The sequence below is a fragment of the Janthinobacterium sp. SUN137 genome (genome assembly GCF_030587265.1).
GTDB classification, from domain to species: Bacteria; Pseudomonadota; Gammaproteobacteria; order Burkholderiales; family Burkholderiaceae_D; genus Janthinobacterium; species Janthinobacterium kumbetense.
Map to the genome: position 1 here is coordinate 864,690 of NZ_JAPWHZ010000003.1, position 12,289 is coordinate 876,978.

Here is a 12,289-nt window from a genome sequence, read left to right on the forward strand (position 1 = left end):
CCATCATGCAGCCACGGTTCTTACGCTTCCATGCCTCACTGCTCGGCCTGTGCCTGCTGACCGTCGTCCCCACCGCCAGCGCCGCCATCTATGCCGAACGCGGCTTTGGCGAGAGGGATGGCAACGGCAGTATCGCGTCCGACCTGAACCCGGCGGGCCTGGTGGCCGGCATCATCATGGAGGAAGAAGGACGGCGCCGCGCCGTCACGTATCAGCATGGCCGCATCCGCGAGCTGGGCACACTGGGTGGCAATGAAGGTTTCACCAAGGCCATCAATACCCATGGCGTGGTGGTCGGTTCGGCACAGACGGCCAGTGGCGCCTGGCATGCCTTCCACTACGATGTGGCGGGCGGCATGCGCGACCTGGGTACCCTGGGCGGCACCAGCAGCTATGCCACGGCCATCGCGCGCGACGGCCAGGTGGCCGGCTATGCCGATACCAGCGGCGGCGATTTCCACGCCTTTGTCACGAAAGCCGACCACAGCCTGCAAGACCTGGGCACCCTGGGCGGCGCCAGCAGCTATGCCAGCGGCCTGAACAACCATGGCGTGGTGGTGGGCACGGCCCAGCGCGGCGATGGCTACCGCCGCGCCTTCGTCTACCGCCCCGGCACGGGCATGCAGGAAATCGGCACCCTGCCCGGCGGACGCATCAGCTCGGCTACCGCCATCAATGACGCAGGCCTGATCGTGGGCGCTTCGGAAACGGAGAAGCGCCGCTGGCACGCCTTTGCCTGGGACGGCAAGCGCATGCTCGACCTGGGCGCCATGATCGGCCAGGGCGACAGCTACGCCACGGCAGTCAACGCGGCCGGACACGTCGTCGGCAGCGTCAGCATCAACGGCTTTGAACCGATGACCTTTGTCTACAAGGAAGGCGTGATGACGGTGCGCCGCCGCGACGACGGCCTGTACCTGACGAACAAGATCACGGACGCCGGGCTCGTGGTGGGCGCCATCTACACGGGGCATAAATTCCAGGCCTTCGCCGTGCCGTCGCAAGCGTCGCCGCCGCCGCCGCGCCGCAACCCGCTGGAATGGCTGGTCGTCACCTTCCTCATCTCCGCCGGCGGCGTGGCGCTGTACCAGCTGCAGCGCCGTCACCGCGCCGGCGTGTCGGGCCAGCGCATGCATTTCCTGTAAGGCCGCGCACGGCACGGGCGAAAAAAAAGAGGCTTGCGCCTCTTTTTTATTGCCTGCTGACTACTTAATTTTGCGTCAAGAAGGTTTTCAGCTTGTCCGAACGCGAAGGCTGGCGCAGCTTGCTCATGGCTTTCGCTTCGATCTGGCGGATGCGCTCGCGCGTCACGTCGAACTGCTTGCCCACTTCTTCCAGGGTGTGGTCGTTCGACATTTCCACGCCGTAACGCATGCGCAGCACTTTCGCTTCGCGCGGCGTCAGGGAGTCCAGCACTTCCTTGATCACGTTGCGCATCGACGCGTGCAGCGCGGCGTCCAGCGGCGCCAGGGTCGTGTTGTCTTCGATGAAGTCGCCCAGTTGCGAATCGCCATCTTCGCCCATCGGCGTTTCCATGGAAATCGGCTCTTTCGCGATCTTCATGATCTCGCGCACCTTGTTTTCCGGCATTTCCATCTTGACGGCCAGGGTCGCCAGGTCCGGCTCGCTGCCCGTTTCCTGCATGATCTGGCGCGAGATGCGGTTCATCTTGTTGATCGTTTCGATCATGTGCACCGGCACGCGGATGGTGCGGGCCATGTCGGCGATCGAACGCGTGATGGCCTGGCGGATCCACCAGGTGGCGTAGGTCGAGAACTTGTAGCCGCGGCGATATTCGAATTTATCGACAGCCTTCAGCAGACCGATGTTGCCTTCCTGGATCAGGTCGAGGAATTGCAAGCCGCGGTTGATGTATTTCTTGGCGATCGAAATAACCAGACGCAAGTTGGCGACCGTCATTTCGCGTTTCGCGTGACGGGCGCGCTTTTCGCCGGCAGCCATCTGCTTGTTGATCTTGCGCAAGTCTGCCAGCGGCAGGGCCACGCGGGCTTGCAGGTCGATCATCTTCTTTTGCAGTTCCTTGACGGCAGGCACGTTGCGGCTGAGGATGGCGCTGTACGGATACTTGCAGTCGACTTCGCGGTCGACCCATTCCAGGTCGCATTCATTGCCCGGGAACACCTTGATGAAGTGGGCGCGCGGCATGCCGCATTTGTTCACGCACAGTTCCAGCACGGCGCGCTCGATGTGGCGCACTTCTTCCATCTGGCCGCGCAGGGTGTCGCACAGCTTTTCGACGACCTTGGCCGTGAAGCGGATGCCCAGCAATTCCTGCGAAATGGCTTCCTGCGCCTTGACGTAGGCTTTCGAGTTGTAACCCTCGGGCGCCTTGCGCATCTTGTCGTACTGCGTCGAAATGACGTTGAATTTCTCCAACGCATTCTTTTTCAGCTGGGCCAACTGCTCGCTGGAGAAACCGGCCGCGCCGCCATTGGCGTCGCCGTCTTCTTCCTCGGCTTCTTCTTCCTCTTCCTCGTCGTCACCGCTGGCGGCGGCGGGCGCGGCGGCAGCGGCAGGCGCCGGGGCATTGCTTTCGTTCAAATCGACAAAGCCGTCGACCACTTCATCGACCTTGATTTCGTCGCGCGCGATTTTTTGCGACAGCGCAACGATTTCGCCGATGGTGGTCGGGCAGGCGGAAATCGCCTGGATCATGTCCTTCAAGCCGCCTTCGATGCGCTTGGCGATCTCGATCTCGCCTTCGCGCGTCAGCAGCGCCACGGCGCCCATTTCACGCATGTACATGCGCACGGGGTCGGTGGTGCGGCCGAAGTCGGAGTCGACCGTCGACAGGGCCGTCGCGGCAGCCGCTTCCACTTCATCGTCGCTGGTGACGGTGGCGACGTTGTCGGTCAACAACAGGCTTTCCGCGTCAGGGGCGCGCTCGTAGACGGCGATGCCCATGTCGTTGAAGGTGGCGATGATGCCTTCGATGGCTTCCGGATCGATGATGTTTTCCGGCAACTGGTCATTGATCTCGGCATAGGTGAGGAAACCGCGTTCCTTGCCCATGTTGATCAAGCCCGTGATCTGCTTGCGGCGGCGTTCCAGGTCCGCTGCCGATGCTTCCGGATCGCCCAGCGCATCGGCCAGGCCGCCCTTGGCCTTGCGGTCGCGCGCTTTCGAGACGGCCTTCAGTTCGGCGCGCTCGACGGCGTTCAGTGCTGCCACTTCGTCGTTTTCCGGCGTGAATTCGCTCGGTTTGCGGCCACGGCGGCCTGGCACCTTGACGGTCGGCAAAAAGTAATTCGAGGTATCGATAGCGGCCAGCGCGTCGGCGTCCGTGGTCTTGCTGACCACTTGCGCGCCGGTGATGATGGTCACGGGCGCCGCTTCAGGCTTGGCGCGCACGACTTTCGAACGGGCTGCCGTCACCACCTTGTTCGTGGCGGCGCTTTCGCTGACCTTGCGCGGCGCAGGCGCCGCCTTGGCGCTTGGCGCCACTTTGACGCTCGGCGTCTTGACGGGCGCCGCTTCCACGGCTTCGGCGGCGTCGGCCACGGGCGCGGCAACAGCGGCTTCCGCTACCGTTTCGGCCGGCGGCACGGCAGCCAGGCGCGAGCGGCTTTTCTTCACCACGGTGACGACGGTCGGCGCCGTCGTGACGGTGGCTTCCGGATTCGCTTGCGCATTATCGATGAAGTAAGATAAAGTCGTTTTGGGTACGGCAAGCGGCGCCGCGGCTGGGCGTGGCGCCTTGGCGGACAACGTTAAAGTTTTTGGCGTATTCTTCATGAGATATCTCTTAATGCGAGACCAGATGGTGTCGGCGCGAAGTGAATGATTCCACCTAAGCCTGCGAAACCGGACTCGATGGAGCGTATTGTTGCGGCTGCCGTCAAGGGCAGCGGCGCCTGTCTATCGTGACGTTCATAGCCCGCGCATCCGGCATGAGGAGCGCGGGGCCGAAGCCGGGTCAGATAAATAAGCGATGTACATTGCGGAATGAAAAAAAGCCCGTACCAGAACGGGCTTGAATCTATTGTTGTTCAGTGAAGACACAGCGGAGAGCAAGATTATGCACGAAGGCCCGTTATCTGAATAATTGATAAGTGGAATAACCGATATCAAAAATATCAATAATGGTGGCCCTGCGCCGCACTGCTCCTATCCCCTGCACACCTGAGCCAGACCTTCAAAAACAGGGTCCAGTCATCAGCGCAAGCCGACATTATACACATTTCCCGTATTTCGCGCTGTGCCGGCTGTAGTGCGAACCCGCTTATCGCAGGTCAAGTTGCCAAAAAAGACAATGCACTTGCCTGTGGCGCGTGCTATGCTCCCCTTTTATAGCCCAACCAATGATGTCGATGACCAGCTCCACGCCAGACCAGCAAGCCACCACTCCTGACACGCCAGTCGATGCAGCCCCTGCGGCGGCACCGGCCGCAGCGACCACGCCGGCGCCTGCCGGCCTGACCGCGCGCGCGCTGCTGAAACAGTTCCAGGAGCAATTCCCGCCATTCCGCGATTGCCTGCCCTTGTCGATCGGTATCGACAAGCAGATCCTCGCGCGCCTGCCGGACCTGGACCGCAAGCTGATGCGCACGGCGCTGGGCATCCACACGGGTTCGCTGCGCTACCTGCGCGTGATGGAAAAAGCCAAGGTACGCTACGACCTCGACGGCACAGCCGGCGCGGAAGTGACGCAAACCCACCGCGACCACGCCACGCAAGTATTGCAGCAGCGCTTCAAGAAGGAAGCCGAGCGCAAGAAAGCCGAGCGCGATGCCGCGGCCGCCGAAGAAGCGAACCGTTTGCGCCTGGAAAAACTGAATCAGCTGACCGCGAAATTCTCGCGCAAAGGCTGATCCGGTTTCATGGACACAGCTGCCGCACCGCCACTGCCCCCCTATCAAGGCATTGCACTCGACCACGTCAAGCTGGTACGCACCAGCGATGATGCGCAGGCGGCCATGGCCGCCCTGCTGGCAGCGGACGCCATCGGCTTCGATACGGAATCGAAGCCGACTTTTGTGAAGGGCGAGTCCTCCACGGGACCGCACCTGATCCAGCTGGCCACCGACGACATCGCCTACCTGTTCCAGGTGGGCAGCACGCCGGCGCCGGCTCTGGCCGAACTCAAGGCCATCCTCGAATCGACCACCACCCTGAAGGTGGGCTTCGGCCTGTCCGACGACGTCAAGCGCCTGCGCAACAAGCTGGGCATCGCCCCGGCCCAGGTGCTCGACCTGTCCGTCGCCCTGCGCGGCGGCCAGCGCAACGACCTGGGCGCGAAGACGGCCGTGGCCAAGTTCTTCGGCCTGCACCTGCAGAAATCGAAAAAGATTTCCACCACCAACTGGGCCACGTCGCGCCTGACGGAAAAGCAGATCCTGTATGCGGCCGACGATGCGCAAGTGGCCCTGCGCGTGTACCGCCGCTGGATCGCCGACGGCGGCAAGGTCGCGCCGCAAAAAGCCCCGCGCGCCAGCACGCCGCCAGCCCCGCCGCCTATCGCCGCCTGAGCCGGCGCGCCTTCCTGCAGCATGAGCAAGAACAAGTCCATCGGCACCACGCGTGACGCGATCGCCGCCGCCGAACAGGCGCTGGGGCGGCAGCTGCCCGCATCCCATGTGCAATGGTTATTGGAGAACAATGGCCGCGCGCTGGGCGCCTTGAGCGTGTTTCCCGTCTACGACGCGGCCAATGCGCGCAAGACGTGGGAATCGATAGCACGCCATTACCGCGAAGGCTGGCAGGAATGGCTGGAGAATGCGGGGACATGCGACGAGGCCGGCAGCCTGCTGCCCTTCGCCCAGTTCGGCACGGGCGATTACTACTGTTTTGATTATGCGCAAACGGGGCCATCGGGCGAACCCGTGGTCGTGCTGTGGTCGCACGAAACAGGCGCCACCACCGCGGTGGCGCCCGGCTTTGCCGCATTCCTCGCGCTGCCCGGCCGCCCGGGCTGACACCCGGCGGCCGGCACAGCCTTACTTGACGAGGCGCAAGGTCAAGGGGTAGCGGTAAGTGACACCATTGCTGGCCTTGACGGCCGCGACGATCGAGCACACCAGGTTGGCCAGCGCCACGATCCAGAACAGGAACAGGCCGATCAGCACGAACGACAGGATGAAGCAGGCGAAATACCAGATGATCAGGGTGATCTGGAAATTCAGCGCTTCGCGGGCGTTCTCGGCCGAGAATTTATCCGCATCATCTTTCTTGATCAAATAAATGATCAGCGGCGCCACCCAGCTGGTGAACAGGCCGCCAACGTGGGACAGAATGGCGATCGTCGTATCTTGTGTACGACCCACTTCCGGCTGCGTGTTATCCATTATGATTCCCATCATTAGTTATAGATACATCAATATAACAGTAATATTTCTTTTTGGAATGGAACACTTGCTGCCGCAAGGGACTTTTTTTTCGCCGCTATGCCGCCGCCAGCGCCAGCCGCCCCAGGGTGGCGATGGCTTCTTCCAGTTGCGCGTTCCACGGGTGGCCGTAATTGAGGCGGATGCAGTGGCGAAACGCGCGCGTGGCGGAAAAAATGGGGCCGGGCGCGATGCTGATGCCGGCCGCCAGCGCGCTGCGGTGCAAGGCCAGCGCGTCGATACCGGCAGGCATCTCCACCCAGACGAAATAACCGCCCTGCGGCCGCGTGACCCGCGTGCCGGGCGGAAAATGCACGGCGATGGCTTGCAGCATGGTATTTTGCTGCGCCGCCAGGGTCAGGCGCAGCTGGCGCAAATGGCGGTCGTAGCCGCCTGCCGCCAGGTAATCGGCCAGCGCCATCTGCAGCGGGATGGGCGCCGACAGGCTGGTCGTCAGCTTCAGGCGCTCGACCTGGCGCGCGTAGCGGCCCGCCACGGCCCAGCCCAGGCGAAAGCCGGGCGCCAGGGTCTTGGAAAACGAGCTGCAATGCATCACCAGACCCGCGCTGTCATGGCTTTTCGTCAAGCCGGGGCGCTGCTTACCGAAATACAACTCGCCATACACGTCATCCTCGATCAGCGGCACGCCATGGCGCGCCAGCAGTTCGACCAGCGCGCGCTTCTTTTCCGGCGACATCAGGCTGCCCAGGGGATTCTGGAAATTCGTCATCAGCCAGCACGCCTTGGGCCGGTGCCGCAGCAGCAATTCCTCGAGCGCCGCCAGATCGACGCCGTCGCGGGGGCTGGTGGCAATTTCCACGGCCTTGAGTTCCAGCCGCTCCAGCGCCTGCAAACACGCATAGAAGCTGGGCGACTCGATCAGCACCGTGTCGCCGGGCCGCGTGACGGCTTGCAGGCACAGGTTCAGCGCTTCCAGCGCGCCATTCGTGATGACGATGTCGTCGCTGGAAACGAGCACCCCGTCGAGCTGGTAGCGCAGGGCGATCTGGCGGCGCAGTTCGGCATTGCCCAGCGATAAATCCGTGACCGTGCTCCACGGGTCGAGGCGGCGCATGCTGGCCGACACGGCCCGCGCCAGCTTTTCCATCGGGAATAGATGCGGGCTGGGAAACGCCGAGCCGAAGGGCACGATATCGCGCGCGCCCACGGCGCCCAGCACTTCGAACACGAGGTCGCTGACATCGACCGTGGTGCTGGCGTCGAGCGGGCGGGAACTGTCCGGCTCGGGGGCCAGCGCGGCGCGCTGCGGCGCCACGTAGTAGCCGGAGCGGGGCCGCGAGACGATCATGCCGCGCGCTTCGAGCAAATAATAGGCCTGGAACACCGTCGACGGGCTCACGCCCCTGCGCGCATGCTGCTGGCGCACGGAAGGCAACTTATCACCAGGCAACAACAGCTGCGTGCTGATCATGGCGGCGACTTCTTCCGCCAATTCCTCATATCGTTTCAACCCTGCTCCTCAAACTGATCCGTAGTTTTATTGCACAACTGATCCTGTCACAGTGACAGCACCCGTTATATGCTAGGGTAACAACATCCGGGCAGCAACACCGGCACGCCATAATCGACCGACGAGACAGGTTACTTTTCCATGCAACTCTCCATGCTACTGCATTCCCCCCTCGTGCTGTTGCTGTCCATTGCCCTGCCCGCCACGGCGCTGGCCGCGCCCGCCAGCATTTCCGCCAGCCACGACAGCCTGGAACAGCGCATCAAGGCGTGCACGGCCTGTCATGCGCAAAAGGAACGCCACGACGCCTTCTTTCCCCGCATCGCGGGCAAGCCGGCCGGCTACCTGTACAACCAGCTGCTGAACTTTCGCGAGGGACGGCGCCAGTATCCGATGATGAACTATATGGTGGAACACTTGCCTGACGATTACCTGCGCGAAATTGCCGGCTATTTTGCGGCACAGCACCCTGCCCCGCCGCCGGCCCAGCCCAGCAGCGCCGGCACGACGGCCCTGGCGCGCGGCAAGCAGCTGGTGCTGCATGGCGATGCCGGCAAGAAAATTCCCGCCTGTATCGCCTGCCACGGCCAGCAGCTGGCCGGCGTGGCACCCGCCATCCCCGGCTTGCTGGGCTTGCCGCGCGACTATATCAACGCCCAGCTGGGCGCGTGGAAGAACGGCATCCGCCGCGCCCACGCGCCAGACTGCATGGCGCAAGTGGCGCAGCGCCTGTCCGACGCGGACGTGGGCGCCGTCTCGGCCTGGCTGGGCACGCAGGTGGCCAGCGCCGACGCGCGTCCGGCCGCCAGTATCGCCCTGCCCTTGCCGCTGCATTGCGGCGGCGTGCCCGGCTCCGGCGCACAGGTGGCGCCATGAAAAAATGGATGCTCGCGGCCGCCATCGTCGCCATCGGTGCAGCCGGTGCCAAATTCCTGCTGTGGCCGGCGGACGACGTGGGACCGCCAGCCACCGCCAGCACCCTGAGCCAGGAACAGCTGGTCGCGCGCGGCGCCTACCTGGCCAAGGCGGGCGACTGCATGGCTTGCCACACGACGCGCGGCGGCGTGCCCTACGCGGGCGGCCGCGCCTTGCAGACGCCGTTCGGCAAGGTGCTCTCGCCCAACATCACGGCCGACAGGGAAACGGGCATCGGCAGCTGGACGAGCGACGATTTCTGGCGCGCCATCCACAACGGCAAGTCGAAGGATGGCCGGCTGCTGTATCCGGCCTTTCCCTACACCAGCTACACCAAGGTACGGCGCGAGGATAGCGACGCCCTGTATGCATATTTCCAGAGCGTGCCGCCGCACCGGCAAGCCAACGCGCCGCACGCGCTGCGCTTCCCCTACAACCAGCAGGTCGCGCTGGCCGCCTGGCGCGCCCTGTATTTCAAACCGGGCGTGTACCAGCCGCTGACGGGCAAAAGCATGGAGTGGAACCGCGGCGCCTACCTAGTGCAGGGCCTGGGCCACTGCAGCGCCTGCCATAGCAGCCGCACGACCCTGGGCGGCAGCGACGACGGCCTGTCGGGCGGCCTGATTCCCGTGCTGGGCTGGTATGCGCCGTCGCTGACGTCGGATGCGGAAGCGGGCCTGGGCGACTGGGACACGGCGCATATCGTGGAATTGCTGCAAACGGGCGTCTCGCCGCGCGCCACCGTCTTCGGCCCCATGGCCGAAGTGGTGCGGCAAAGCTTGCAGCACATGAGCAATGCCGACGTGCAAGCGATGGCCGTCTACCTGAAAAGCCTGCCCGGCCCCGCGCAGCCCGCGCAACGGGCGCCGCGCGACACCTCGGAGCAAGCCCGGCAGCAACTGGCGCTGGGCGCGAAACTGTATGAGGCGCAATGTGCGAGCTGCCACCAGGCCGATGGCAAGGGCGTGCCGCCCGGCTACCCGCCGCTGGCCGGCAACCGCGCACTGACGACGGAGTCGGCCGTCAACGCCATCCGGCTCGTCCTCAACGGCGGCTTCGCGCCTGGGACAAAAGGCAACCCGCGCCCCTACGGCATGCCGCCGTTCGGCCCCGTCATGGATGACGCGGAAGTGGCGGCCGTGGTCACGTACCTGCGCGCCTCGTGGGGCAATGACGCGCCGGCGGTTTCTGCGCTGGAAGTGAACAAGTACCGCAGCGTGCCGCTGGAGTAGCTCGCCTGAAAAACGTCCATGGCGGCGTTGCATCTCCTTGCCCTGAACGTTTTGCCGGCGCGCATACGAAAAAAACCGGCCAGCGCCGGTTTTTTCACGTCAAGCAGCCGTTCTCAGCGGAACTTGCTCTTGTGACCCGTCTTCAGGTCCAGCGCATAACGCACGCCGTTGTCCGTCAGCATGACTTCATCGGGCGGCTCTTCGCCGGCCAGGGCGCCGTCGATCAGGGGCAAGCCTTCGCCCTTGCGCATCAGGTCGTCGCAGCGCTCGTACACGTTGGCGCACCCCGTGGACGCCATCAGCGATTGCACGATGGCCACTTTCCACGCATCGACACCGCCCGCGTTGAATTCGCAGATCAGGTAGCCTTGCACGCCGCCAAACAGCTGCACCACCAGGCCGGGCAAGCCCTCGTCTTCGCCCTTGATCAGGGTCAACAGCTGGTTTTCGCCCGCCTTCTTGATGGCAGATAATTTTTTCTCGATGGCGGCCTTGACGCGGCGCTTGATCAGCGCGTGGTCGACCGGTTCGTCTTCCTTGAAGCTCCAGATGCGCGCGCGGATCTGCGACTTCGAATTGTAGGCGGCGCGGGCGATGAATTGCTTCGATGAGCTTTGCACGATGGCCGTCGAGCCGGGCTTCATTTTTTCCTGCGGCTTGCCTTCGACTTTTTCAATCGCGGACGCGTAAATCCACGATTGGCCCAGCAAGCTCTTTTCCTTGCCCTGTTTGATGGTGATGATCAGCATGTAATTCCAGTAGTGTGACCGGCGCGTACCGGTCGTCGTATATCCAATACCGGCATGATACCTCATGCCATCCTGTCGCATCCTCCTGCATTCCATGCCGCTGCTGGCGCAGTCTGTCGCAGCGCACTACGCAGGCGCGGCCGGCTGGCATACCATGCAAGTATACCAATTCCAAACAGGGAGCAAGAATGACACCGACACTTTTCCACCCACGCCGTGCCCGCGCCGCCACCGTCCTGCTGCTGGCCGCCTGCGCGCTGGCCCTCCCGGCCGCGCCGGCGCTGGCCTCGCCGCTCGACTGGATTTCCGGCAACAGCATCCAGGGCAGCGGCAAGCTGCAAAAGCAGACGCGCGAAGTGGGCAGTTTCCATGCCGTGGCGCTGAACGTGCCGGGCACGGTCGAATTGCGTATCGGCAACACGGACAGCATCACCATCGAGGCCGACGACAATATCCTGCCGCTGATCGAGACGGCGGTGGAAAACGGCACCTTGCGCATCCGCCCCGCCAAGCGCAACGCCAACTTCCGCCAGAGCAGCCTGAACATCGTCATCCAGGCGCGCCAGGTGGAACGCATCAGCGTGGGCGGCTCGGGCAACATCACGGCCACGGGCTTGCGTGCCGAGAATCTGCGCTTCGACGTGGGCGGCTCCGGCTCCATCCACGCACGCGACCTCGACAGCCGCCAGGTCTCCATCGCCATCGGCGGCAGCGGCAACTTCAAGGCCAGCGGCAAGACGGAGCAACTGACGGCCTCGATCGGCGGCTCGGGCAATATCCAGGCGGGCAAGCTGGCCGCGCGCGACGTGCAGGTGAGCATCGGCGGCTCGGGCGAGGCGCAGGTGTGGGCCAAGGATGACTTGACCATCAGCATCGGCGGCTCGGGCGAAGTGAGCTACTACGGCGACCCGCGCATCAGCCGCAGCATGCAGCGTTCGAGCAGCATCAAGCGGCTGGGCGCGGCGCCGAATTAAGCCCCCGCAATGACAAAAGCCCGGAGCGATCCGGGCTTTTTGCGTTTCAGACAGGCTACATCAGCGGGCCGGCTTCACCGGTTCGCGGTCGATCAGGACCGTATTGACACTGTCCGTCAGCCAGATCTGGCCATCCTGGATCGTGCATTGCAGCTGCATCGTGCGCTGCGCCAGCTTGCTCATGTCTTGCGCCGCTTCCGACGGCAAGTTGATCACGGTCAAGTTCTTCGCCCGTTCCAGCTTGTTCGCGATCTGCTTCCACCAGATGTGGCTGGTTGCGCCATAGCTGTAGACGATGACCTGTTCCGAACGGCCGCACGCCTTCAGGATGCGCTTTTCGTCCGGCTGGCCCACTTCGATCCACAGCTGGATGGCGCCCGTCAAGTCTTTCTGCCACAGGTCGGGCTCTTCCGTGTCGAACAGGCCCTTGGTAAACGTCAGCGCCTCGTCGGCGTGGATGGCGAACGCCAGCAGGCGCACCATCATGCGCTCATCCGTTTCGGACGGGTGGCGCGCCAGGGTCAGCGCGTGATCCTGGTAGTAATTGCGGTCCATGTCGGCGATCTGCAGATCGGCTTTGAAAATTGTTGCTTTGAGGGCCATC

The 12,289-nt window shown here is 63.7% G+C and carries 12 protein-coding genes; 7 read left to right on the forward strand and 5 right to left on the reverse strand.

Going from position 1 to position 12,289, the window contains the following annotated elements:
- Positions 1–5 precede the first annotated feature (5 nt).
- Positions 6–1,145 (forward strand): HAF repeat-containing protein, encoded by a 1,140-nt coding sequence (locus O3298_RS18790; RefSeq protein ID WP_305060239.1) that lies wholly within the window; start codon positions 6–8, stop codon positions 1,143–1,145.
- A gap of 64 nt (positions 1,146–1,209) precedes the next feature.
- Here O3298_RS18790 and rpoD read toward each other — a convergent pair whose 3' ends face one another.
- On the reverse strand, positions 1,210–3,756 hold the full coding sequence (rpoD, locus tag O3298_RS18795; RefSeq protein ID WP_289899202.1) for an RNA polymerase sigma factor RpoD: 2,547 nt from the start codon (positions 3,754–3,756) through the stop codon (positions 1,210–1,212).
- Between the two features lie 566 nt (positions 3,757–4,322).
- Here rpoD and O3298_RS18800 point away from each other — a divergent pair.
- From O3298_RS18800 to O3298_RS18810, 3 genes are read left to right on the forward strand one after another with little or no spacing between them, the layout of a single operon-like run.
- Positions 4,323–4,832: a ProQ/FINO family protein gene (locus O3298_RS18800; protein WP_034758713.1), complete on the forward strand. Its 510-nt coding sequence runs from the start codon at positions 4,323–4,325 to the stop codon at positions 4,830–4,832.
- Positions 4,833–4,841: 9 nt separating this feature from the next.
- Positions 4,842–5,489: a 3'-5' exonuclease gene (locus O3298_RS18805; RefSeq protein WP_077401767.1), complete on the forward strand. Its 648-nt coding sequence runs from the start codon at positions 4,842–4,844 to the stop codon at positions 5,487–5,489.
- Positions 5,490–5,510: 21 nt separating this feature from the next.
- Positions 5,511–5,936, forward strand: coding sequence for an SMI1/KNR4 family protein (locus O3298_RS18810; protein ID WP_305060240.1), 426 nt, complete (start codon positions 5,511–5,513; stop codon positions 5,934–5,936).
- A gap of 21 nt (positions 5,937–5,957) precedes the next feature.
- Here O3298_RS18810 and O3298_RS18815 read toward each other — a convergent pair whose 3' ends face one another.
- Both O3298_RS18815 and O3298_RS18820 read right to left on the reverse strand, forming a co-directional pair.
- Positions 5,958–6,305 carry a DUF4870 domain-containing protein gene (locus O3298_RS18815; RefSeq protein ID WP_034786172.1) on the reverse strand — a complete coding sequence of 116 codons (348 nt, stop codon included), beginning with the start codon at positions 6,303–6,305 and terminating at the stop codon, positions 5,958–5,960.
- A 97-nt stretch (positions 6,306–6,402) separates the two neighbouring features.
- Entirely contained in the window at positions 6,403–7,815 is a 1,413-nt protein-coding gene (locus tag O3298_RS18820) for a PLP-dependent aminotransferase family protein (protein ID WP_289919181.1), read from the reverse strand.
- A gap of 153 nt (positions 7,816–7,968) precedes the next feature.
- Between O3298_RS18820 and O3298_RS18825 the strand changes: the two genes are divergently transcribed.
- Positions 7,969–8,691, forward strand: coding sequence for a c-type cytochrome (locus O3298_RS18825; RefSeq protein WP_289906520.1), 723 nt, complete (start codon positions 7,969–7,971; stop codon positions 8,689–8,691).
- Complete coding sequence (locus O3298_RS18830; protein WP_305060241.1) at positions 8,688–9,962, forward strand: cytochrome c; 1,275 nt, start codon at positions 8,688–8,690, stop codon at positions 9,960–9,962. Before O3298_RS18825 ends, O3298_RS18830 begins: the two co-directional genes overlap by 4 nt.
- Positions 9,963–10,075: 113 nt before the next feature.
- Here O3298_RS18830 and O3298_RS18835 read toward each other — a convergent pair whose 3' ends face one another.
- Positions 10,076–10,711 carry an SAM-dependent methyltransferase gene (locus O3298_RS18835; protein WP_152253319.1) on the reverse strand — a complete coding sequence of 212 codons (636 nt, stop codon included), beginning with the start codon at positions 10,709–10,711 and terminating at the stop codon, positions 10,076–10,078.
- A gap of 188 nt (positions 10,712–10,899) precedes the next feature.
- On the opposite strand from O3298_RS18835, the gene O3298_RS18840 reads away from it, so the two are divergent.
- Positions 10,900–11,685: a head GIN domain-containing protein gene (locus O3298_RS18840; RefSeq protein WP_099664828.1), complete on the forward strand. Its 786-nt coding sequence runs from the start codon at positions 10,900–10,902 to the stop codon at positions 11,683–11,685.
- 60 nt (positions 11,686–11,745) lie between these two features.
- On the opposite strand, the gene O3298_RS18845 is transcribed toward O3298_RS18840, so the two are convergent.
- Positions 11,746–12,288, reverse strand: coding sequence for a YaeQ family protein (locus tag O3298_RS18845; protein WP_070291303.1), 543 nt, complete (start codon positions 12,286–12,288; stop codon positions 11,746–11,748).
- Position 12,289 lies beyond the last annotated feature (1 nt).